This window comes from Actinomadura sp. DC4, assembly GCF_030406325.1.
Classification (GTDB): Bacteria; Actinomycetota; Actinomycetes; order Streptosporangiales; family Streptosporangiaceae; genus Actinoallomurus.
The window spans coordinates 289,368-312,719 of sequence record NZ_JAUEQY010000009.1 but is presented as its reverse complement, the minus strand read 5'-3'; the positions used below and the strand labels follow the sequence as shown (position 1 = coordinate 312,719).

Annotated in this window: 15 protein-coding genes; 3 read left to right on the top strand and 12 right to left on the bottom strand. The window is 72.1% G+C overall.

The window, feature by feature from the left end:
• Positions 1-39: 39 nt before the first annotated feature.
• From QWU11_RS17840 to QWU11_RS17795, 10 genes are all read right to left on the bottom strand, one after another.
• The gene (locus QWU11_RS17840) at positions 40-1,593 is read right to left on the bottom strand and encodes an NAD(P)/FAD-dependent oxidoreductase (protein WP_290111283.1); all 1,554 of its coding nucleotides are present in this window, start codon (positions 1,591-1,593) and stop codon (positions 40-42) included.
• Positions 1,594-1,967: 374 nt separating this feature from the next.
• A complete protein-coding gene (locus QWU11_RS17835; RefSeq protein ID WP_290111275.1) occupies positions 1,968-4,766 on the bottom strand; it encodes a BTAD domain-containing putative transcriptional regulator in 2,799 nt (932 codons plus the stop codon).
• A 65-nt stretch (positions 4,767-4,831) separates the two neighbouring features.
• Entirely contained in the window at positions 4,832-7,660 is a 2,829-nt protein-coding gene (locus QWU11_RS17830; RefSeq protein WP_290111269.1) for a BTAD domain-containing putative transcriptional regulator, read from the bottom strand.
• 159 nt (positions 7,661-7,819) lie between these two features.
• Positions 7,820-8,989, bottom strand: coding sequence for a hypothetical protein (locus tag QWU11_RS17825; RefSeq protein ID WP_290111265.1), 1,170 nt, complete (start codon positions 8,987-8,989; stop codon positions 7,820-7,822).
• Positions 8,990-9,045: 56 nt separating this feature from the next.
• On the bottom strand, positions 9,046-9,642 hold the full coding sequence (locus QWU11_RS17820) for a class I SAM-dependent methyltransferase (RefSeq protein ID WP_290111254.1): 597 nt from the start codon (positions 9,640-9,642) through the stop codon (positions 9,046-9,048).
• Between the two features lie 31 nt (positions 9,643-9,673).
• Positions 9,674-11,089, bottom strand: coding sequence for an MATE family efflux transporter (locus QWU11_RS17815; protein ID WP_290111242.1), 1,416 nt, complete (start codon positions 11,087-11,089; stop codon positions 9,674-9,676).
• A complete protein-coding gene (locus QWU11_RS17810) occupies positions 11,086-12,354 on the bottom strand; it encodes a hypothetical protein (RefSeq protein ID WP_290111225.1) in 1,269 nt (422 codons plus the stop codon). Before QWU11_RS17810 ends, QWU11_RS17815 begins: the two co-directional genes overlap by 4 nt.
• Positions 12,341-14,203, bottom strand: coding sequence for an alpha/beta fold hydrolase (locus QWU11_RS17805; protein WP_290111222.1), 1,863 nt, complete (start codon positions 14,201-14,203; stop codon positions 12,341-12,343). The genes QWU11_RS17810 and QWU11_RS17805 overlap by 14 nt, the downstream gene beginning before the upstream one ends.
• Positions 14,200-15,231 carry a SagB/ThcOx family dehydrogenase gene (locus QWU11_RS17800; protein ID WP_290111208.1) on the bottom strand — a complete coding sequence of 344 codons (1,032 nt, stop codon included), beginning with the start codon at positions 15,229-15,231 and terminating at the stop codon, positions 14,200-14,202. The genes QWU11_RS17805 and QWU11_RS17800 overlap by 4 nt, the downstream gene beginning before the upstream one ends.
• A gap of 44 nt (positions 15,232-15,275) precedes the next feature.
• A complete protein-coding gene (locus QWU11_RS17795; protein ID WP_290111200.1) occupies positions 15,276-16,397 on the bottom strand; it encodes a SagB/ThcOx family dehydrogenase in 1,122 nt (373 codons plus the stop codon).
• A 435-nt stretch (positions 16,398-16,832) separates the two neighbouring features.
• Here QWU11_RS17795 and QWU11_RS17790 point away from each other — a divergent pair, with 435 nt between their 5' ends.
• Both QWU11_RS17790 and QWU11_RS17785 read left to right on the top strand, forming a co-directional pair.
• The gene (locus QWU11_RS17790; RefSeq protein WP_290111188.1) at positions 16,833-18,473 is read left to right on the top strand and encodes a carbamoyltransferase C-terminal domain-containing protein; all 1,641 of its coding nucleotides are present in this window, start codon (positions 16,833-16,835) and stop codon (positions 18,471-18,473) included.
• Positions 18,474-19,137: 664 nt separating this feature from the next.
• Positions 19,138-19,980: an SAM-dependent methyltransferase gene (locus tag QWU11_RS17785; RefSeq protein ID WP_290111176.1), complete on the top strand. Its 843-nt coding sequence runs from the start codon at positions 19,138-19,140 to the stop codon at positions 19,978-19,980.
• 298 nt (positions 19,981-20,278) lie between these two features.
• On the opposite strand, the gene QWU11_RS17780 is transcribed toward QWU11_RS17785, so the two are convergent.
• Positions 20,279-21,634: an alpha/beta hydrolase gene (locus QWU11_RS17780; protein WP_290111174.1), complete on the bottom strand. Its 1,356-nt coding sequence runs from the start codon at positions 21,632-21,634 to the stop codon at positions 20,279-20,281.
• 438 nt (positions 21,635-22,072) lie between these two features.
• On the opposite strand from QWU11_RS17780, the gene QWU11_RS17775 reads away from it, so the two are divergent.
• Entirely contained in the window at positions 22,073-22,639 is a 567-nt protein-coding gene (locus QWU11_RS17775) for a TetR/AcrR family transcriptional regulator (RefSeq protein ID WP_290111164.1), read from the top strand.
• Here QWU11_RS17775 and QWU11_RS17770 read toward each other — a convergent pair.
• Positions 22,636-23,256 (bottom strand): NAD(P)H-binding protein, encoded by a 621-nt coding sequence (locus QWU11_RS17770; RefSeq protein WP_290111136.1) that lies wholly within the window; start codon positions 23,254-23,256, stop codon positions 22,636-22,638. The two genes, QWU11_RS17775 and QWU11_RS17770, sit on opposite strands and share 4 nt — an antisense overlap.
• Positions 23,257-23,352 lie beyond the last annotated feature (96 nt).

Genomic DNA, 23,352 nt, shown 5'->3' with positions numbered 1-23,352 from the left:
CACTGGGTCGGTTTCGGCCGGTTCGCCGGAGGCTCTGGGTCACGCCCTGATCAGTCCGGCTCGCTGAAGCGTCCCGATCGCCGAGGCGCACACGGCGTGGTCCGCCGGCCGCGTACTCAGCCGTCGCGCGATCTGGCCGACGGTCGTTCTGCCATCCACCGCCCGGCAGACTCCGGCGATCAGGCTTCCGTCCTGGTAGGCGGGCCGGACGGTGCGGTTCCGCGCGTGGGACAGGACGACGCCCGGTGCCACGGTGCCGTCCTTGTAGGCCAGTTCCCCGGTCCGGCTCACCTCGTCGGCCAGACTCGGAACGGCGGACTCCCGGCACCGGGCGATGCCGATGTCGACATGGAACTCCGAGAGCCGGCCGGTCAGTGTCTCCGGCATCCGCAGCCCCTCGTCGCGGTGGGCGTCCAGGAAGAACTTGGCGCCCACCGCCCCGAGCCGCCGGCAGATCGCCTCCGCGCCCTCGTCGTCGAGGCCGGTGAGATCGCGCCGGGCCCAGAACCGCCCCTTGCCCGGGTGCACTCCGTACAGAACCCGCACCGTCTCGTTGACGCGCTCGTAGTGCCGGCGCATCTCCCGGTCATACCAATGGGCCGCCTGCTCGTCCGGGACGTCACCCGCGAGGACCGACACCAGCGCGGCGGCCGCATGGGAGGCGGACAGCAGGGCGCCGTGCACCCCGGTCGAGAACAGGGGATCGACGAACATGGCGCTGTCACCGACCAGCACATAGCCCCGGTCCCACATCGGGGCGGTGACGACGTGGTTCGTGTACCGCAGCAGGCGGCCCCGGCGGGCCGGCCGCGACGTCTCCAGAAGTCCCCTGATCAGGTGGGTCTCCCCGATCGCCTGGTCGATCGACTTCTGCGGATGACGGTGCTCGACCAGGTCGGCGTCGGTGACCATGCCGACGCTGGTGATCTCATCGCTCAGCGGGATGAACCACAGCCAGCTGTCGTCGGCGGCCTCGGTGATGATGTCGTTGCGGCGGTCGCCCGCTGTTCTTCCGGCGCCCTCGTAGTAGGCGCCCACGGCGACACGCTGATGACCGTCGTCCGCCGACGGAAGCCCGAGCGAACGGGGTACGAACTGGAACAGCCCGCTGGCGTCGATGACGTACTTCGCCCGCAGCCGTCTCTTGAGAGTGCCTTCTTGGGTGAGGACCCCGTCGACGTCGCCCGCACCGTCACAGGACAGCTCGCGGGCCCAGGTCTCCCGTTCCACCCGCACGCCGGCCGCTTCCGCGCGCCGCAGCAGCAGGTCGTCGAATTCGTCCCGCGACACCTGATAGGCATAACCGGGATGCGGCATGCCCAGCCGCATCTCGTTCTTCTGCCCGCCCCACCGGAAGATGGCACCGGACTTGAGAACGAAGCCGGCGCCGTCGACGATGTCGCCCACGCCCCAGCTGCGCAGATAGGGCATCGACATGGCGAGGAGCGACTCGCCGATGTGGCTCCGCGGAAACCTCGCTCCCTCGATGAGCGTGACCGAGACACCGCGGCTGGCGAGCAGGCCCGCGGCACAGCTTCCGGCCGGACCGCCACCGACCACCAGCACATCGCAGTCTTCGCGCGACTCACTCACGAGATCGGAACCACCTTGTCAGGGCATCGCTCGGGACAACGGGCCTTCATGAACGCGCCGGCGCGGCGAAACGACCGGGCGGGCCGCCGGAGGCGACCCGGAACAGGTCGCCTCCGGCGACGGAGGCGGGCCGATGAGCTCCGCCCACGGCAGTAAGGGTCCGATCAGCCGCCGAGCGAGTAGTCGTACTCGGCCGCGACCAGCACACCGAAGTCGGCGAGGAGTGCCTCCTCGCTTTCCGGCAGCTCGACGCCATTGCGCAGCTCGTCCATTTCACCCTCCCTCCCTGGAACGGATGGCAGGGACCAGGCTGCTTCGGCGGCGTTGCAGAAACGCTGCGGATTCGTGGAATCCGCTGGCCGGGCCGCTGCCGCTCAGGTCCTCCGCAGCCGCTTGAGCCTGCCCCGGACCTGGTCGGCGCCGGCGTGGCCGAGCTCGTCCAGGACCTCCAGGGCGCGCTCCCAGGCGTCGCCGGCCGCGCGGCGGTCGCCGACGGCGTGGTGGGTGTCGCCCAGGCGGATGAGCGTGTCGGCCTCGTTGTAGCGGTCGGCGACCTCGCGGAACAGTCTCAGGGCGTGCTGGTAACAGTCCGCGGCCTTCGCGTGGTCGCCGAGATGGTGGTGGGCGTGGCCCATGGTGTCCCAGGTGGCGGCCTGCCCCTGCCGGTGATCGAGTTCCTGGTGCAGTTCGAGGGCCCGCTCGCAGTGGACGAGGGCCTGGCGGTGGTCGCCGAGGAGGCTGTGGTACCACCCGATCGCGTTGAGGGCGTGGGCGAGCCCGGCTCGGTGACCGGCCTCCCGGTACAGGTCGTGGGCCTGCCGGGCGTGGCCGAGGGCCTCGCCGTGGCGGTCGTGCGCTTCGAGCAGCCAGCCGAGGCCGCGGTGGGTGTTGGCCTGGCCGATCCGGTCCCCGAGCTCGGTGAACAGGGCGAGCGCGCGGTCGAGGCTCGCGCGGGCGTCGTCATGGCGGCCGAGCCGCGTGCAGGCCCGCACCAGGCCGGAGTGGGCGTGGGCCTGCCCGAGCCGGTCCCCCTCCCGCCGGGTCACGTCGAGGGCGGCACTCTGCGTGGAGAGGAGGTCGCGCCAGTGCCCCTGCTGGTCGAAGTAGGTCACCAGCGCCCAGGCCAGCTGCCAGGCGTGGGTGGCGAACCCGAGGTCGGCGGCCTCGTGGACGGCCGCGACCAGCACCGCGTGCTGGTCGGTGAACCAGGCCATCGCCTGCTGGTGGTCGGCCAGTCCGGTGGGGGTGACCCCCTCGCGGGGCGTGGACGGGGTGATCGGATGGCGGTGTGGGTAGAGCAGCAGTGCGGCGGTGTGCGCGGTGTGCACGTAGTGGTCCAGCACACGGTGCAGTGCCGTACGCCGCTCGTCCGGGGTGTCGAGGCTGTGGGCCTGTTCGGTGGCGTAGGCGCGCAGCAGGTCGTGGAAGGCGTACCGCCCGGCGCTGTGCTCGGTGATGAGATGCGCGCGGGCCAGCTCGGCCAGCAGCGGGCGCACCTGGGTGAGGGTGAGACCGGCCAGGCTGGCCGCACTGGGCTCGGCGATGTCGGGACCGGGGTGGATCCCCAGAAGCCGGAACAGCCGGGCCGCCTGTGAGGTCAGCGTGCGATAGGACCAGGAGAACACCGCCCTGAGGTTGGCGGTGGCCTCCCCGGCGTCCAGGGAGTCCAGCCGGGCGTAGTCCCGGCCCAGTTCCTTGGTGAGGACGCTGAGGGGGAGGCCGGGGCGCATGGCCGCGCGGGCCGCGATGATGCCGAGCGCGAGCGGCAGCCCGGCGGCGTGATCCAGCAGCTCGGCCACCGCCTCGGGCTCGGCCCCGACCCTGCCGGTGCCCAGGTGGCGGGTGAGCACCTGCTGCGCCTCGGCGGGCTCCAGGACGTCCAGGGTGATCGGATGCGCGCCGTGGCCGGTCACCAGACCGGTGAGCTGGTGGCGGCTGGTGACCAGAACGGTGCACGAGGATCCGCCCGGCAGCAGGGGAGCGATCTGCGCGGTGTCGCGGGCGTTGTCCAGCACGATGAGCATCCGCCGGTCGGCCACCAGACCGCGGTACAGCGCGGCCTGCGCGTCCAGCTCCGCGGGAATGCCCGACGGGGCCACGGCGAGGGCGTCGAGGAAGGTGCGTACGGCCACCTCCGGCGGCATCGGCGAGCCCGATGGGTCGAAGCCGCGCAGGTTGACGTGCAGTTGCCCGTCCGGGAACTCTGCGATGTTCCGGTGGGCCCAGTGCAGGGCGAGCCAGGTCTTGCCCATGCCGCCGCCACCGCCGATCGCGGAGATCACCACCGTCCTCCCCGCCTCGCCTCGTGTGTCCAGCGCCCGGTCGAGGGCGGCCAGCTCCCGGGACCGGCCGGTGAAGAAGGGCGGCGGCGCCGGAAGCTGCCGCAGGACCGGCGGCGCCGTGGTCACGTGGACGGATGGCGCGGCGGTCTCGGTGAGCGCGGGGTCGCCGGTGAGGATCTGGCGGTGGAGCCGCTGGAGGGCCGGGCCCGGATCGGCGCCCAGATCGTCGGCCAGCCGCCGCCGCATCCGCTCGTAGTGCTCCAGGGCGTCGGCCTGGCGGCCGCTGCGATAGAGGGCGAGCACGAGCTGCCCGGCCAGCCGTTCGTCCAGAGGCTGTACGGCGGCCAGCGCCGTGAGGCCGGCGAGCAGCGTCGCCGCCTCACCACGCCGTAGCCGGACGTCGTGGCAGTCCAGCTGCACCGCGAAACGCTCGGCCTGGAGCATGTGGCGCAGGCCGGTCAGCCAGGGGATGCCCAGGTCGGCGAACGCGTCGCCCCGCCACAGTCCCAGCGCCTGCTCGTACAGCGCCACCGCGGCGGTGGCGTCCTCGCCGGCGCGCGCCCGGTCCGCCAGACGGCGGAACCGGTGCAGGTCCACCGCCGCCTCGTCGATCTCGAGGAGATAGCCGCCGGAGCGGCGCCGGATGCCCCACTCCCCGGCGGCCGGCACCGCGACGCGCAGCCGGGACAGGTAACTGCGCAGCGTCTCCGCGGCCCGCTGCGGCGCATCCGCTCCCCAGACGCGGTCGACGAGCTGGTCGGCGGAGACGGGCCGGTTGACATCGGCGAGGAGCACCCCGAGCACGCATCGCTGCCGCTGCGGGCCCAAGTCGACCGCCTGGCCGTCCACCCGGGCGCAGATCTCCCCCAATACTCCGAACTCGACGCGCATCTCCCGCTCCTCCGGTGGGTCATTTTCGCGGCTACCCGCGCGAGCCCGGCGTCGCGGTGACGAGCTCAGCAGGGCACCACGCCGTGGGACGGATCCGCGGCGGCACCGCGGACGTGCCGCGCCGCGCGGCGGCTGGTCTCGGCCAGGCCGGCGAGGATGACGTTCTCGGCGTCGCGGTCGCCCAGGGTACGGATCAGGGCCAGGGCCTCCCGATGAAGGGTCACCGCGCGTTCGTGGTCGCCGCGGCCGCGGTAGGCGGCGGCGAGGTCGTCCAGGCTGCGGGCCTCGTACCAGGCGTTGCCGATCGCGCGGAAGAGAGCGAGGGCGTGGCGGTGGTGGCCGGCGGCCTCGTCGTACCGGCCCAGTCCGGCGACGGCGGCGCCGAGGCCGCCGAGCGATCGGGCCTCGCCCCAGCGGTCGCCGATCTCACGGGTGCGGACGACCGCCCGGCGATGGAGGCCGGCGGCCTCGTCGTGGCGGCCCAGCTCCCGGAGGACCGCGCCGAGCTCGTTGAGCGCCCCCGCCTCACCCCAGCCGTCACCGGCCTCACGGAAGTAGGCGAGGGACCGGTGGATGAGGCCGGCGGCCTCGTCGTGGCGGCCCAGCCGCCCGAGGACGTGGCCGAGGTGGCTCCGGCACTCGGCCTCGCCCCAGCGGTCGCCGGCCTCGCGGAAGTGGGCCAGGGCGCGCCGGAGATGGCCGGCCGCGTCGTCGTGGCGGCCGACCCGCAGGTACGCGACGGCGAGCGAGCTCAGCGTCCTGGCCTGGGCGGTACGGTCACCCCGCCGGTCCGCGGCGGCCAGCGCGAGCCGGTGGGTGGCGATCCAGTCCTCGACGTGGTGACGGATGGAGAAGAACCGCCACAGCGAGTGCGGCAGTCGCCAGGCGTGCTCGTCCCAGCCGTGCGCCGCCGCGTACGCGACCGCCCCGACGAGGTTCGCGTACTCCTCGTCGCACCATGCCAGCGCCGCGGATTGGTCCGCGATGGGCGGCACGTGAGCGGGCGGGCGCGCCGGTGTGGGACGGCCGGCGCCGAAGTGCCGGTCGGCGAGGCCTGCGACGTGGAGGTAGTAGTCGAGCATCCGCCCGGCCGCCTCCCGCCGCGACGCGTCCGGCAGGGTCGCGCGCGCCGTCGCGCAGGCGAAGCCGCGGACCAGGTCGTGCAGGCGGTAGCGGCCGGGTGCGGGCTGCTCGAGCAGGTGCACGTCGACGAGATTTTCGAGCAGCCGGTCGGCCCGGTCGAGACCGATCCCGGCCACCGCGGCGGCGAGGCAGGCGTCGACGCCCGCGCCGGGAAGCACGCCCAGCAGGCGGAACAGGTCCCGCCCGTCCGGCGTCAGGTGTTCGTACGACGGCGTCAACGCGTCGAGCCGCGGCCGATGCTCGCGCAGCCGCCGGGCCAGGTGGCCGATGGTCCACGCCGGGCGGCCGCGCAGCCGCCCGGCGGCGGCGCGGATGGCCGGCGGAAGGTACCCGCACGCCTCGGCCACGTCGGCGACCGCGTCCGTCTCCGCGTCCGCCCGCGCCTCCCCGACCAGCCCGGCGAACAGCGTCGTGGCGTCCCCGGGCGGCAGGACGTCGAGGGACAGCGTCTCCGACGCGTCCAGATCGGCGAGCCGACGCCGGCTCGTGACCAGCACCAGGCAGCCGCCGCCCCCGGGCAGGAGCGGCCGTACCTGCGCGGCACCGGCGGCGTTGTCGAGGACGATCAGCGCCCGCCGGCCGGCGAGTTCGTCCCGCCACATCGCGGCCCGCTCCTCCGCGCGCTCCGGGATGCGCTCGCCGGGCACGCCGACGGCGCGCAGCAGGACGTCGAGCGCCTCGGCGGGGTCGACGGGCTCGCGACCGGCGGTGTGGCCGTGCAGGTCGAGAAAGAGCCGTGCGTCGGGGTGGCGGCCGGCGAACCGATGGGCCAGGCGTACGGCGAGCGCGGTCTTGCCGACCCCGGCCATCCCGTCGATCGCCAGGACGACCACGGCCGCGTCGGGTCCGGCCTCGTCGATAGCGGTGACGAGGCGCCGCGTCTCGGCCCAGCGTCCGGTGAAGCCGGGAACCTCGCCCGGCAGGTCGTCACGCCGGAACCGGACTCTCGGAGCCGGCGTCGCGAGGCGTGGATCCCCGGCCAGGATCGCCTGGTGCAGTTCCTGGAGCTCGGCGCCGGGCTCGACGCCCAGTTCCTCGGCCAGCAGCGCGCCGACCGTACGGAAGCACTCCAACGCCTCGGCCTGCCGTCCACAGCGGTACAGAGCGATCATCCGCTGCGTCCAGAACCGTTCCCGCAGCGGGTGCCGGGCGGTCAGGTCCCGCAGCCTGACGAGCAGGTCGTGGTGGCGGCCGAGCGCCAGCTCCGCGTCCACGTACGCCTCCAGCGCCAGCGGCCGCCGCTCGGCCAGGCCGGGCACGATCTCACGGTGCAGGAACTCCGACGAGACGTCGGACAGCGGTGCGCCGGACCAGAGCGTCAGTGCCTCGTCCAGCAGGGCGGACGCCCGCGCCGGCTCGGCGGTCTTCGCCTCGTCCACCAGCACGTCGAACCGGTACAGGTCCAGCGCGTCGTCCGGCACCTCGATGAGGTATCCCTCAGGCCTGGTCATGATGGGGACGGGCGCACCGCCGCCCGCGAGCACACGGCGCAGCCGCATGACGTAGGTGTGCAGATTGGCCCGCGCGTTCTCGGTGGAGCCGGTCCGCCACACGCGGGCGATCAGCTCGTCGGCGGGCACGATCTGGTTGGCGTCGACCAGCAGCGACGCGAGGAGCGCCCGCTGCCTGGCCGCCTTGACCTGAACGGGAGCCCCGTCGTACGTCACCGTGAGCGGACCTAGGAGCCCGAACTCGAAGCGCCGGCCGCACCCGGCTCGCGCGGCGAGGCCGGGATCACCCAACGGGCTCATCCATCCGCCACGCTCCTCGCCTCGGCGGGCCCACCGCCGGTCCGGCGGCCCATCGCCATCTTGGGCGGGCGCGCCTGAGAAGCCCCGGCATTTGCAGATTCTTCGAAGCGACGCCTTGGCCGGGGCGACGTTGGAGACGGCGCGCGCGGCCGGGCGGGGTCAGCCGGTCAGGTAGTCGCGGGCCTCGACGGCCGTCGCGTCGAGTTCGAGGCAGCGCCCCATGGCGTTGACGGCGCCGGCGCGATCGCCGAGGAGGTCGTGACACTGCGCGGCGCGGAACCAGCCGGTCGCGCCCGCTCCGGTGCCGAGCTCACCGGCGCGCGAGTACCAGAGCGCCGCCTCGGCGTGGTCCCCGGCGGCCGCGAACCCGTCTCCCGCGAGCAGGCGCGCGTGCACGCAGTACGGGTCGAGCCGGAGCAGCTCGCGGCAGAGCGAGCGGGTCCGCGGACCCGGCACGCCGCGCGTCTCGGCGGCCAGCTCCAGTTCGAGGAGGTAGCGCCGGTTCTCGCGAACGATCATCTCGTCCGCGTCGGTCGGCGGCGAGACCGCCAGGTCGTCGTGGAGGCGTGCCGCCACGGCCAGCGCGCGCCGCGCGGCTCCGGTGTCGCCCTCTTTCAGCCGGAGCAGGGCGACCGCCCGGTGGAACCGGCTCCCGACCAGACAGGAGTGCCAGTCGTCCGGCGGTTTCGCCAGGTCGTGGCCGCGTTCCTCGAACCGCCGGGCCCGCGCGAGGTCGTTCGCGTCGCGGATCGCGTGACCGATGCCCTGGAAGCACGCGGCCAGCGCCACCGGCCCCCCGCCGGAAGAGGTGGCCAGGTCCTCGAACAGCGCGAGGGCGCGTGCGGCGTGGCCGGGACACCCGGCGTGCACCCGGGCGACCTCGTAGACGTACCGGTCCCGTTCGGGGTCGCCGTCAGGTCGTACGGCCCCGGCCAGTTTCAGCGCGAGCGGGTGATAGGAGAGCTGGGTGAGCTGAACGACCACGAGAGTGCGGGCCCGATGGTCGAGCTCGGCGAACCGGTCCACCGTCTCGGCCAGCGTGGTCCACCCGGGCGTGCGAAGCTCCTCGGGCAGATCCCGTGGGTCATGACAGTCGTACCGGTCCAGGCCCGCGTGCCGGACGACCTGACGCCGGAGGCCCGGGAGGCCGATCCGCGAGAACCACGGCCACGCCGCCGACGCCGGGTCGGCCAGCCACGCCGCGACCGGACGGATCATCCGCAGCCGCAGCGGCGCGACCTCGCTGTCGGTCAGGTCGAAGAGCGGCCGCCAGAAGGCCGCGAGCCGGTTGTACGGGAGCGCCGGACGGCCCGTGACCCGCGGGAACATGCCCCGGGGGTCGCTACGCGTGTAGCGCTGCCGCACCCGGAACCCGTCCGTCGCGCTCAGGGCCCCGGCCTTTCGCTCTTGCGGTGGCTCGCGATGACGAGCCCGGAGGCCCAGTCCACCAGCGTGGGCACCAGGTCCGGTTCGGCCATGATCTCCTCACGGAACCGCTCGACGCGCGGATAGTGGGCCTCGGTCCACTTCTCCTGCGGCAGCAGGTCGTCGGCGACGAACAGGGCCCCGTCGGCCAGGTGCGCGAAGACCAGGTCGCGGCGCTCGAACTTGAGGATGGTCGTGTCGACGAAGACCAGGTCGAACGGCGGGCCCGCGTAGGCGGTGAGCCAGTCCACCGCGTCGGTGTGCACCACCTCGGCGCGGCCGTCGGCGGCGAGCACCGACGCACAGGCCTTGGCCAGGCCGGGGAACAGCTCCAGGGTCGTCAGCCGGGCCGCGGAGTCCATGCCGGCCAGCAGCCAGCCGGAGCCGACGCCCACGCCGGCGCCGATCTCCAGGATCCGCCCCCCGGGCTTGCTCGCGGCGAGAGTCCGCAGCAGCGCGCCCGTCTGCCGGTCCGACGAGAGGCCCCATCTGCCCTTGTCCGCGATCGCCTGGGCCTTCGCGGACAGCGGCGGGACCTCGATGAGGTGTTCGGTCACAGTCGGCTCCTTTGTCGTTCCATGCGAGGGGTCAGGCTCTCGGGTCCGGCATCGGGGCGGCGGGCTCCAGGACGCCGTCGTCCTCCGCCACGGCGGCGGGCCGCGTCTCGCGCCGGATGCCGCTTCGGGCGAGCATCTCGGTCAGCGCGCCGCGGACGAGCCAGTAGCCGACGACGCCGACGTACGCGCCGGTGATACCGAACCCCGCCACGCGCGCGAGCAGCCAGCTCAGGGGGAGCTGGACGCACAGCGCGGCCACCAGGTTTCCGTACATGTCCCAGCGGGTCTGGCCGAGCGCGCGGAGCACGCTCACGTTGCCGAGCGTCCAGGCGATCAGCAGGGCGCAGAGGCCGATCAGCGGCATCGCCCTGGCGGCGGCCGTCACCACGGCGGGAAACGAGGTGAACAGCAGCGCCGCGGAACGGGGGGCGGCCACCAGCGCGACCGTCAGGACCAGGGCGGGCGGCAGCAGGACCAGCCGGGTGCCCCGCCAGAGGGCGGGAAAGTCCTCCACGCGGCCGGCGCCCGCGGCACGTCCGATGAGGATGCGCGCCGACGACGAGAAGGCCGTGCCGACGCCGTAGATCAGGACCATCGTCTGGAAGGCGATCCGGCCGCCGCCCAGGGCGGCCTCGCCGAGCCCGCCGATGATGGCGAAGAAGATGGCGTTGCTCGCGTAGTCCAGCCCCATCGAGACGACGGCCGGCCAGCCGAGCCGGAGAATCGAGGTCTCGAAGTCGGCGGCCTCGCCGGAGCCGGGCCGCCGCAGCAGGTCCGCCAGGCCGAAGCGCCGGGCCGCCACCAGCAGGCAGCCGATGCCCAGCAGCCAGGAGATCGTGGTCGCCAGCCCGTTGCCGGTCGCGCCGAGCCGCGGCAGCGGGCCGGGCCCGTAGATCAACAACCAGTCGAGCAGGATGTTGACGGCGTTGACCACGACGCTCGCCACCATCGCGTAGCGCGGCCGCTTGTAGGCGTTGAACGTCGCGGCCAGGAGGCTGAAGGGCACCAGCAGCAGCAGCGTCGGGCCCCGGGCGGTCAGGTAGTCCGCGCCGAGCCGGCGGAGGTCGCCGTGGCCGTCCGAGATCAGCCCGGTCAGCCAGCCGCCCCCGAACAGGCAGAGCAGGGTGAGCAGGATCGCCAGCCCGCCGCAGTACCGGACCGACGACCGCAGCGACCGGCGTATCCCGGCGGGGTCGTCGCGGCCGGCGAACCGCGCCGCCAGGATCTGGTGGCCGACGACCGAGGCGAGCACCACGCCCGAGAGGACGTCGAAGATCGCCGAGGCGCCGGCCACCGCCGCCAGCTCGGCGGAGCCGTACCGGCCCATCATGGCCGTGTCGATGACACCCGAGATCGAGGAGGAGAAGGCGCCGAGGAGGAACGGGAGCCCGAGGACGACGATCTGGCGGACCGGCGTCCGCGCGTCGGAGGCGACGTCCGCGGTCATGCCGGATCGCCCGGCCGGCGGCCCGTGGTCAGATACTCGCGGGGCTCGACGGCCGTCGCGTCGAGTTCCAGGCAGCGTCCGTAGGCGTTGACGGCGGCGCCGCGGTCGCCGAGGAAGTCGTGGCACTGCCCCGCGCGGAACCACCCGATCGCGCCGGCCCCGGTGCCCAGTTCGCCGGCCCGCTCGAACCAGCGCGCCGCCTCGGCGTGGTCGCCGATGGCCGCGTGCCCGTCACCTACGGCGAGCCTGACCAGCACGCAGTACGGGTCGAGCCCGATGATCTCCTCGCACAGCGCCCGCACCTGGGTCGCGGACTCGTCACCGCGGGCCCGGATCGCGGCGTTGATCTGCGACTCCAGCAGGATGCGCCGGTTCTCGTTCGCGACCATCGTGTCGATCTCGCCGGACACCTCGGGACGCAGTCTCTCGTGGAGGTCCAGGGCCGTCTCCAGCTCGTCGCGCATCTCCCCGAACCGGCGCTCGTTCAGGCGGAGCAGGGCCAGCGCCCGGTGGAAGCGGCTCTTGACCAGGTAGGTGTGCCAGTCGCCGGGCAGGCCGGTGATCGCGTGGCCGTACCGCTCGAACCGGCACGCCAGGTCGAGGTCGTCCTCCTTGCGGATCGCGTGGCTGATCCCCTGGAAGCACGACAGCAGCGCCAGCAGCGAGTCCTTGGACGACGTGGCGAGCCGCTCGAAGAGCCGCAGGGCGAGCGGCCTGCTGCCGGGCAGGCGCGCGTGCAGCCGGGCCACCTGGTAGACGTACCGGTCGCGAACGGGATCGCCGTCGGGCTCGACGTCACCGGCCAGCCGTACCCCCAGCTCGCAGTAGGAGAGCTGGGCGAGCTGGAAGAGCACGATCGTACGGACGTAGTAGTCCAGGTCCTCGAACCCGTCGATGGCCCGTACCAGCGTCTCCCACTCGGGCGTGCGCAGCTCCTCGGCCAGGTCCTTCGGCTCCTGGCAGTCGTACGCGTTCAGACCCGAGTGCCGGATCACCTGGTGACGCAGGCCCGCGACGTTGATCCGCGCGAACCACAGTGGCTCGGCCGAGGCCGGATCGGCCAGCCAGGAGGCGACCGGACGGATCATGCGGAGCCGGGACGACGCCAGGTCGCTGTCGGTCATGTCGATGATCGGCCGCCAGAAGGCGCCGAGCCGGTTGTGCGGCAGCTCGGGAAGGCCGGTGAGACGGGGGAACAGGCCCTTGGGGTCGCTGCGCGTGTAGCGCGACCGCATCCGCAGGCCGGGTGAACTAGCGGGCGCCAAGGTGTGCCTCCAGGAAATGCTCGACTTCGGTGAAGAGGGCCCGCCGGTTGACGTTGGACCTCACGTGGTGCCCCTCGTCCTCGAACCGCAGGTACCGGACCGGGACGCCGAGATCTCGCGCCCGGTCCGCGAACAGGTCGACCTCCGCGACCGGCACGCGAGGGTCGCGTACGCCGTGCGCGAGCAGCACCGGCGCGCACGAGGCGTCCAGCGACTGGAGGGGTGACCGGCGGCGGAGCGCCTGCTCCCCCAGCGGCCGGCCGCCACGGTCGCCGAGCACCTGCCGCCGGAGCAGTACGGCGAGCGGCTGCCAGTACGGCGGCGGCTTCTGGGTGAAGGAGACCAGGTCGCAGGGCGGGCTGATGGCGACCGCGCAACGCACGAGATCCGGCCGGGTGCAGGCGGCGAGCAGTGAGGCGTAGCCGCCGTACGACGCGCCGAAGAACGCGACCCGGCCCGGGTCCACCAGCCCCGCCGACACGCCGTGCGCCACCGCGTCGTACAGGTCCCGCTGCATCCGGCCGCCCCACTCGCCGTGGCCCGCCATCCGGAACTCGCCGCCGGAGCCCTTCGACCCCCGGTAGTTGACGTGCAGCGACAGGTAGCCGAGCGACGCCAGGTACTGCGCGTCGGCGTGGAACCGCCAGTAGTCGCGGCTGGCCGGGCCGCCGTGGACGAGTACGACCGTCGGGAACGGCGCCGTTCCCGCGCGCGGGCGCATCGCGTACCCGCTCAGCTCGCGGCCGTCGTCCGCGGTGAAACGGAAGTCCTCGAGCCGTGACAGCCGGTGCCCGGCGAGGTCGGGCCGGTTGACGAACAGCGGCTCGGTCGCCCCGGTGACGGGATCGTAGGAGTGGTAGGCGATCGGGCCGTCGTCGTGAACGTAGACGATCAGCCAGGTACGGTCGTCCGCGCTCCGGTCGATGATGACCGCGGAGTGCTCGTCGGTGGCGGCGAGGCGCGCGACGGCGGCGCGCGCCCGTTCGGTCAGCCCGTGGTAGCGCAGCCGCTGGTCCATGACCGCGCAGACGTCCGGCCGCCCGGTCACCGGGTCGAACCACACGCCGTCGTTGCCGATCGGGTAGCCGCCGACGTCCAGCTCCGGGTGCTCGAAGACCGTCGAGGTCGTGCCGTCACCCGAGTCGGCCGCCACCAGCCGTCGCGTGCCCGTCTCACCGCCCGTCAGGAGAAAGAGACGATCGCCGTCGCGGCTGAAGCCGTACACGGCCAGGTCGGGGACGGCGTCGACCGGCACGGTGAGCACGTCGCGCCCCGTGTCGAGGTCGCCGCCCAGCACGATCGTCGTCGAGCCGTCCTCGGCGAGCCGGGTACCGCCGCGCGGCCGGAGCGCGCCGTCCACGAGCCAGCGGTGGAACCCCGGGTTCACCGCGATCCGGCGGTGCTCGCCGCCGGGGTCGCCGAGGTCGGCCCGGTACAGGTCCCCGCGACCGCTCCCCGGGCCGCGCCGGCTGTAAGCGAGCGCGTCGGGGTCCGTGCCGGAGGGCCAGTAACCGGTGACCGATCCCCGCGCGGCGATCGTGATCGGCTCGAAGGCGGCACCGCGCAGTCCCGAAAGGCTCCAGGACTCGCGCCCGCGCGGGGCGTGCCGGTAGAGCAGCGTCGAGCCGTCGGCCGTCCACCGGAGGTCCTGGATCGCCTCCCCGTGGTGCGCGGCGAGCCGGCGCTCGGCGCCGTCGCCGGTGCGGATCCACAGCTCCGGGCCGTTGTCGTCGGTCCGCACGAACGCGATCGAACGGCCGTCCGGCGACAGCCTGGGCGCGGTGTCGCGCTCGACGGCGAGCAGCGCCCGCCTGAGCCGTGAGCCGTCGAGCACCGGTGACGCGGTCACGAGGCGCCCGGGGCGTTGTCGAAGCCGACGCCCTCGCTGCCGCGAGAGAGCCCCATCGTGAGTGTGTAGACCGGCGCGAAGCGGTCCTCGGGAAGGTCGTGCAGCGCCAGGTAGGCGCGGTCCTTCTGCGCGGGCGTGACCAGCGTGTTCAGGCCGTACGCCATGGCCAGGACGATGAGCTGCTGGCCGAGGACGCCCGCCTCGAGGTAGAGACGCCGCAGGCCGTGCTCGTGCCGGTAGCGCCACTGGTAGCGGGGGAAGTCGGCGACCAGCCCGAGGGTCCACGCCGCGGTCGCCGGCGAGTGCATGCCCTGGAGGACGTCGATCATGGCGTCGCGGTGGTCACCGGGCCGTACACCGATCAGCTCGTGGTTCAGCACGTCGTACCGGTAGACGCCCGGCTCGGCTCCGTCGACCTTGTAGACGCAGAGGTAGAAGTCCCAGGCGGCGCCGTAGCAGTCCAGGTAGGTGGCCGGGTCGAGCCGGCCGGTGTCGCGCCGGCCCGCGCGCACCTCCGCGAGGCCGTACCAGAGCAGGGCCGAGAGGCTGTCCAGCGAGGGCGCCCGCCTGATGTAGGAGCGCCCGCTGCGGCGGGTCACGAGCAGCCGGGAGATCTCCTGCTCGCCGAGGGGCGGCGGCGTGCCCAGCGACAGCACCGGGCCGTCCGGGCGCCGCTCCTCCGGCGGCGGCCCGTCCGCCAGCAGGAAGAGATCGATCATGCTGAGGCGGATGGAGTCGTCGACGTCGGCCTCTTGCGCCTGCCCGCCGAGCCGTGAGACGAGGTAGTAGTGGTCGGACGGGTGCCAGCGGCGATGCTGCCAGTGCCGCCAGTCGGGGATGAGCTCACGGCGTTCGTCCGAGGTCTTGAGGGCGTTCTTCCACTCGTCGCCGTCGTCCAGCGTCGCGAGGTCGGTGTCGCCGCGCATGATGTGCTCGGACAGCGTCTCGGGAGACCAGTGGAACCGCCGGCCGGTGGCCGCGTCGGTCACCTCGACCTCCGCCGACTCCGGGTCCGCGGCGGGCCTCATCCTGAATCCGGCCGGCCAGCGGGCCCCCGGGCTTGCAGCCGACGTCATGGTCGTTCTCCCTGTGCGTGCTCCGCCGGCTCGGCGCCGTCGGCGATGGCGACGGTGAGCAGGTAGCCCTCCCGCATGCCCCGGATCCCCAGGGCCTGTTCGACGTCCGCGGCCGCGTCACGGTCGTAGACGCCGGCACTCAGTCCCAGCGCGCGCGCCGACATCGACAGCGTGCTCGCGATGTGTCCCGCGTCCATGTGCACCGTCCGGAAGGTGCGCGGCTCGCGATAGCGGTACATGTTGCGCTCGAAGAAACTCGTGATGACGACCAGCGCCCGAACGTCGCCGGAGAACCGCCGGCTGGTCTCCGGGAAGATCCTGCGGATCTGCTCGTCGTCGATGGGGCCGCCGTCTTCCAGCCTTCGCAGGCCGAACGGCTGCATCGTGACGTGGTAGCGGCCCGCCTCGACGCCGGCGACGTCCCGGACGACCACGTATCCCTCGGAGGGGTTACGCCCTCCTCCAGACGGGCTGCTCCTGCGCAGCAGCGGCGCCGCGTCGGTGATCGGCACCCGCACCCCGGTGGCGCCGAAGGACAGCGACAGGACCCGGGAGAGGGCCTCGACGTCGACCCGGCTCCGGAGCCGCTCGTCGCCCCACACGGTGCGCACCGTCCCGGGCGCCATCTCCTCGCCGGGCGGGGGAAGCGGGAGCCCGGGCCGGTCGGCGTAGTCCAGCTTGTACCGGTCGGTGTCGGGCTCCACGGCCTGGTAGGCGCGCATGCGATCGTGGTCGAAGTACGTGCCCGCCGCCTCGGAGTAGTCCACGCACGGGTAGTCGTAGGCGAGCGTGTGGTACTCGGCGGCCTCGGCCCAGCCGTACCGGCTCCAGCTCTCACGGAGCCCGGCCAGCCAGCCGAGCCGGGGGTCGCCTGCGGCCCGCGACGCCTCGACGATCAGCGCGCGGTCGCGCAGCACCTCGACCAGACCCGACCAGTACGCCGCCGGCCTCCGCTGGGGATCGTGGTCCGCCAGGCGCCCGGCGAGGTCGTCCGGCGTACGCGGCCGGAACGCGGCGGTGAGCGCCGCGGCCGCGGGCACCTGAAGGTTGTAACGCTTCTTCTCAAGCAGATTCTCCGCTATCCAGCGATCGCCGACCAGCTCCGACGGCGGAATCACTCGGACCGCTGGATTGATTCGCACGAGCATGAGGCCCTCAGACGTCACTCGGCGGCAACGGTCGAATGTCGTGGTGCCGTCGCCGTCTGCCAGCGCCGGCACCACGACACCGACTTACCTGTGTCTTACTAGTAGCACTCGCACTGGAGAAGCATCACGTCGTATTCCGACGTGTCCTCGACGACATCGAGGGCCGTGGTGGTCTCACCCATTTGTGTTCACCTCCCCTTGTTCCGATTTGTTTTAGCACACCGCGCTATCACCTCACTGGCAACCGCCTGTCAGGTGCCTGACAGGCGACGAATTATCGCAATGAGGCACTTGTATTGCCAGGTCAGCAGCCCCGTAACGCGTTACGGCAATAGCGATATCCGTCCACCTTGACAGCGGTGTTCCTTATTGAGAGGCTTTTTTCGGCGCGAAGGAGAAGTATCCATGTCGAGTACCTATATCGTTGGGATCAATACCGGATCACATGACGCCTCGGCGGCATTGCTGAAGGACGGTAAGATAATCTCACTGGTCGAGCAGGAACGGATCAGCCGCCGCAAGCGCGCGGTCAACGAGTCACCTCGTGACGCCATGATGACCTGCCTGAAAGACGCCGGCATCGCGCTGAGCGACGTCTCGTGCGTCGCCGTCGGCTGGGATATGCCGAAATACTTCGCGCTGGAGGGACGAGGCTTCCCCCTGGATGTCTTCCGGAAGCGCATCGGCGTTCCCGAGGAGATCCCGATCCGTTTTTACGGCCACCATCTGGCGCACGCCGCCAGCGCGTTCTGGACCAGCGGCTGGGACCGGGCGACGGTGATCATCACGGATGGGCGGGGCGAGGACGCCGCCACGACGACGTACTACGCCGAGGCCGACGACTTCAAGCAGCTGGCCCAGTGGGACCTCGCCGAGTCACTGGGCCGCTACTACAGCAAGGCGTCGTCGTGGACCGGGCTCGGGCCCACCGACGTCGGCAAGTTCATGGGCCTGGCCGCGTACGGCGCTCCGGCGATGGCGATGCCGATCGAGGTGACCTCGGACGGCTACCGGCTGGCCGGAGCTGAGCGAGTGCCGAACCGGACCATGCCGGAACTGCGTGAGGCCCTGAACCGCAGTGTCACGCCCTACTTCTCCGCGTGCTTCCCGTACGGGGAGGGCGACGGTGTGGAGATCATGGCGTACGCGGACTTCGCGGCCTCCGTGCAGTCCTCCCTGGAGACCGCGCTGAGCTCCCTGTTCAGCGCCGCCGTGTCGGCGACGGGCTGCGCCAACGTCGTCCTGGCCGGTGGGGTCGCGATGAACTGCTCCGCCAACGGGAAGCTCGCGCGCCACCCGTCGGTCGAGGAGCTCTACGTGCCGCCGTTCGCCTACGACTGTGGCGTGGCCGCCGGCGCGGCCCTGCTGGCCGCGAAGGACGGCGGCATGGCCGGCATGTCCACCGTGAACGGCAGGGTGGGCGCCTACCTCGGCCGCGACTACTCCGGACAGGTGGCGGAGGTCGCGGAGACCGCGCCGCTGGCCGGCCAGCGGCTCTCCGACTCCGACCTGGTCGACTGCGTCGCCGAGCACCTCACCGCGGGCCGCCTGGTGGGCTGGTATCAGGGCAGGGCCGAGGTCGGGCAGCGGGCGCTGGGCGCCCGGAGCATCCTCGCCGACCCGCGGCACCGCGCGATGGTCGGCCGGTTGAACCAGGTCAAGGGCAGGGAGCTGTGGCGGCCGCTCGCGCCCAGCGTGCTGGCCGAGGACCGCGACCGCGTCTTCGCGCACGACGTCGGCGACCTAGGCCACTACATGCTCGGAGCGACTCTCGTGCGCGACGGCGTACGCCCGCTGATGCCGGCGACGGTGCACGTCGACGGCACCGCGCGGCCGCAGTTCGTACGCCGGGAATGGACGCCGCGCTACTACGAGGTGATCGAGGCGTTCCGCGACCGCACCGGCACGCCGGCCGTGCTCAACACGTCCTTCAACCTGGCCGGCGAGCCCATCGTGAGCTCACCCGAGGACGCCCTGTCCACGTTCATGCGGAGCGAGCTGGACGTCCTTGTCCTCGACGACCACGTACTGGAGCGCACCGGCTGAGAGGTCGCGTGGCGGAAGGCGCGTCATGGCGTCCCCGCCCGCGTACGCGACCTCCGCCTCGTCCGCCTTCCAGATCGTCCTCGTCGCCCCGGCGGCCACGCCGATCCCCGTCGTGACACCCGGGCGGCACGTACTGGGGTGGATGCCACGACCGGCACGAGGTTCACGCCGAACCTCTCCGCGCCGGCACCGGCGGCGGTGGACTTCGGCCACCACGTGGTGGGCCTCTACTCGCCGGCCGCCGCCCGTGCCACCGTCCCGTCCGCAGACAGGAAGCCGCAGGCCCGACGCGCGCATTGACGGCCCCGGGAGACCCCCCTCACGAACGCGCTGACTGGCGCCCGCGCCGCCGCCGATGAACTCTCCCGGGGTCGCCGCCCAGCCTTGGACTGGACGAAGCTCGCCGGCGGGTGCGAGGGTCCGGGATGCCTCGACGTGGTGACCGTGTCGGTGCGGCTCGTCGGCCGGCCGCACTCGGGCCGACGCCGGCGTTCCCCCGGACGCCGGTTGCCAGGAGCCCGTCCCCGGGCTTGCGCGGTGAAGCAGGCTTGGCCGGACCGGACGGACCGGCTCCAGCAATCGCGGCGGATGACCGTATTGCGAGGATTTCCCGAGCGCTGGGCCATAGATTGGATCAGTTGCGGTGACACGCGAGAGGACTGCCTTGACCGAGAGGGAGCGGGCGCCGCGAGGCGTCGATACGACGGTGCCCAGCGTCGCCCGCGTTTATGACTATCTGCTCGGCGGCAAGGACAACTTCGCCGTCGACCGGCAGGTGGCCGAGATGGCTCTGGAGATCTCCCCGGACGCGCCGGCGACGGGCCGCGCCAACCGGGAGTTCCTCCAGCGCGCCGTGCGCTACCTCGCCGGCGAGGCCGGCGTCCGGCAGTTCATCGACCTGGGGTCCGGCCTGCCCACGCAGGGGAACGTGCACCAGATCGCCCAGGCGGTCGCTCCGGCGGCGCGCGTGGTGTACATCGACCACGACCCGATCGTTCTCACACATGGCCGGGCCATGCTCGCCGAGGACGGAATCACCAGCATTGTGCAGGGCGACATCCGCGAGCCGGAAGCGCTCCTGGCCCACGCCGAGGTCCGGCAGCTCATCGACTTCGACCAACCGGTCGGCCTGCTGCTCTTCGCGATCCTGCATCATCTGAACGACGACGAGGATCCACGCGGCATCGCCACCCGGCTCCTGGCCGGGCTCCCCGCGGGCAGCTACATCGCCATCTCCCACTTCCACAATCCCGGCGCCGCGCACCCGGCGGTGGCCGCGCAGGTCACCGCCGACGAGAAGCTGTTCAACGAGCGCCTCGGCACCGGGCGCTGGCGAACACGCGAGGAGATCCTCGCCTACTTCGGCGGCCTGGAGCTCGTCGAACCCGGCCTGGTGCCGCTCCTGCAGTGGCGCCCGTCCCCGGAGGCGGCCCCGCATGTGCAGACCGCCGCCGAGATCGCGCCCCTCCACTACGCGTTCCTGGGCGGAGTCGCCCGCAAGCCCTGACCGGCGGGCCGATGATCTCCCTGCCCCTCGGCCGGGCTTGCCGCGCCGGCCTCACGAGCCATCGGGGCTGGGAGCGCCGCATCCTCGGAACTCATATATCGATCATCGTTCCCGCCTCCGGCGCCGCCAGGGCCGGAGGCTCATGCGTACGGCTCGCCGGCCGGCTTCGACGCCTGAGAAAGGGCACGGTGCCCGGGCGCTGGGATGCGACCGGGATCCGCGAAACCTCGTGGGTCCGTGGACCACGTCGCGCCGTGCCGTGTGGACGTACGCGGAGCCGACTGTCGCTGTTATGGGCTCAGTTGAGCGGCTTGGCGGTGCAGTGGACGTCCTTGGCCGGGAGCTTCCCCTCGGCGAGGAACGCGACCGTGGCGGCGTCGGCGCACGTCGATCCGGAGTGGTAGACGTAGTGGCCGCCGTTGTCGACACCGACGAAGGCCGCCTGGGAGCCCAGTGCCCGGCGCAGGCCGCGTCCGGTTTCCCAGGGAGTGGCGTTGTCGCGGCGATTCTGCAGAAGCAGTACGTCACGGGAGCCGTGCGAGGTGACCTTCACCGGCGCCTCGATCGGGGCGTGCCAGAACGCGCACGGCCAGATGTTGCCGGGCATGCCGGCGCTCAGTGGCCACTTCTCACGGTCGGCGGCGGTGCCGGCCGCGTACTTCGCCACGTCGTGTGACCATTGGACGTCCCCGCAGGTGAGGGCCAGGAACATGGTGGCCTGGTTGTCCGCCGGAACGCCGGGCTCGGGTGGGCTGTCCGCGAACAACTGCCCCAGCACCGCGGAGTCCTGGCTCGACGGCTGACCGGCGGCCATATCGGCTGCGGCCTTCCAGAACTGCGTCAGGACGGGGAGCAGCTCATTGTGCAACAGCAGCCCGTACGTGAACTGTCGAAAGGTCACCCCGTTCAAGGATGACTTCGAGCCCGGCAGCGGAATGGGCTTACGGTCGAGGCGGTCGCCCAGGGCCAGGTAGGCCTTCTTGACCTGGGCGACGTCCTTACCGAGTTCAAGGCTGTCGTTGTGGGCCGCCGCGAGGCGAGCGGCGTCGGGAAACCGGTCGGCCATTCCCTTGCCCCAGGTGGCGGACTGCCGCGCCCAGACCTTGTTCGGGTCGACGTTGCCCTCCAGAACCATCCGGTCGGTGTCGGCGGGGAACAGTGAACGGTAGACCGTGCCGAGATACGTGCCGTAGGACTGGCCCCAATAGGAGATCTTCTTCTCCCCCAGTGCCTGACGGACCAGGTCCAGGTCCCGTGCGGTGTTCCGCGTGGTGAACAACGCGACATCGTCACCGAGCGCCGAGGCGCACTGCCGCGCGGTCGTACGTGCCAGGGTGACGTTGGCCGTGATCGAGCCATCGGCGGCGGGGTAGGGGAACATGTTCGACAGGCTGGGGTCGGTCAGGTGGCAGCTGATCGGTGCGCTGTGCCCGACTCCGCGCGGGTCGAACCCGATCAGGTCGTACTCGTCGAGGACCGGCGCGGGCAACGTCGGTGCCATCTCTCCGGGCGTGTCCAGCCCTTCCAGGGCCGGTCCGCCGGGGTTCAGCAGCAGCACCCCGCGCCGCTTGCCCGGCTTGGCCGTGGCGATCCGGGACACCGCGATCGAGATGGTCTTGCCGTCCGGATGCCGATAGTCCAACGGCACCTTCACCGTCCCGCACTTCTCGCGCGGGTCTCGTTTCGCTCCCTGCGCGAGCGGAGGACATGCGCCCCACGCGAGCGCGGCCGAACTCGTTGTGGCCGGGGCTGAGGATGATTTCTGAGCCGCCGGTTGAGCGGAGGAGGAGTCGGCCGAACACGACGTCGCCATGCCCATCACCGCCGCGATTCCGGCCGTCACCGTCATCGAGACGTTTCGCCTTTTATGAGAGTTGAGGGGTGGACGAGTTTTCATGCTCACGCCTTTCAAGCGAGAATCGACCGCGAACGGGGTACGCGGCGGCAAGAAAGGCTATTGAGCGGATCGGATACCACGCTTCACTCTGCGGAGGACATTTCAGGTAGCTCGCACTGGGGACAACGAGCGACCAAGCCTCCCGGCGGCGCCGGTCGACGGCCGATGAGGCAACGTGTCTCGTACGCTGTTCCGGTGAGGTACTCGACGGATCCGCGCGCGGCGCGTAGCCGGGAGGCGATGCTCGTCGCCGCCCGGGAGCTGCTGGTGGCCGAGGGGCCCGGCGCGGTCACGCATCAGCGGGTGGCTCAGCAGGCGGGTGTCGGGCGGGCCACCGTCTACCGGCACTGGCCTCGGCCCGAACAGTTGCTGCTCGACGTCATGAGCGGGGCCGATCTCCCACTCTTCAAGAATCCCGAGGCGCCGGTCCGCCGGTGGCTGCGTCGAGAGCTTCGGCGGATGGCCGATGAGCTTGCCGTACCCGCGGTCGCCGCCATGTCGCTCGCGCTGATGCAGTCCGCGATCTGGGATCCGGAGATCGCACACCGGCGTGACGAGTCCCTCAAGACGATCACCGAACGGATCTTCGTCGCCGTACGGTCGGCCGCCGAGGCGGGGGAGGTCGAGACCGACGCCGGTCCGGTGGATCTGGTGGCGATGCTGGTCGGGCCGATCGTCTACCGGACGACGTCGCAGATGGACGTGGTATCCGATGACTTCATCGACCGGCTCATCGGCGGCGTGGGCACCTGGCAGGTCTAATAGACGGCGACGGTCCGCCCCGCGTACGCCGGGCTCTCGACCTCGGTGACCATCGCCGCGGCGACGTCGGCGCGGGAGACCTTCGGCGGCATGAGCCGCCAGGACCGGTCGAGGAGGTCCAGCGGGACGACCGTGGCCGTACCCGTCGCCGGCCCGCCGGTGAGCATGACCGGATGGAACACCGTGCCCTGTGAACCGGTGACCACCTCGTCCGCGACCGACTTGTCGGCGAAGCCGTCACCGAGCACGAGGCGCAGGATCACGTCGTACGGCAGGCCCGCGCGACGGGCGGAGGCCCCGGCGCCGAACGTGCCCGTCCAGGCGATGCGCGGCGGTCCGGCGTCGACGATCGCTCGGGCGCCGGCTGAGAGAGTGCCGGCCGGCGCTCCCCTCCTGACGCCCAGCGCGCTGATGACCGCATCGGCGTCGCGGCAGGCCGAGGTGACCGTGTCGGGAACCCGCACGTCCGCCTGCCTGATCGCCAGGCCGTCGTGCGCCAGGTCGGACAGCGCATCGGGCCGCCGGGCGAGCGCGACGACGTCATGGCCGCGCTGGAGTGCGGTGTTCAGCACCTGACGGCCGGTGGGTCCGGTAGATCCCAGAACGACGATACGCACGGCTCTCCTCACGGCAACACCATCGATGTGAGACATAATGTCTCAGAGATGAATGTTCCCATGACGCCAGTTATGAGGCAACTTGCCTCATAAGCC

Coding starts and splice junctions, on each gene's coding strand:
- QWU11_RS17815 (WP_290111242.1), bottom strand. CDS start 11,089: ATGACCGCGGACGTCGCCTCCGACGCGCGGACGCCGGTCCGCCAGATC.
- QWU11_RS17835 (WP_290111275.1), bottom strand. CDS start 4,766: ATGCGCGTCGAGTTCGGAGTATTGGGGGAGATCTGCGCCCGGGTGGAC.
- QWU11_RS17790 (WP_290111188.1), top strand. CDS start 16,833: ATGTCGAGTACCTATATCGTTGGGATCAATACCGGATCACATGACGCC.
- QWU11_RS17830 (WP_290111269.1), bottom strand. CDS start 7,660: ATGAGCCCGTTGGGTGATCCCGGCCTCGCCGCGCGAGCCGGGTGCGGC.
- QWU11_RS17800 (WP_290111208.1), bottom strand. CDS start 15,231: ATGAGGCCCGCCGCGGACCCGGAGTCGGCGGAGGTCGAGGTGACCGAC.
- QWU11_RS17825 (WP_290111265.1), bottom strand. CDS start 8,989: ATGTTCCCGCGGGTCACGGGCCGTCCGGCGCTCCCGTACAACCGGCTC.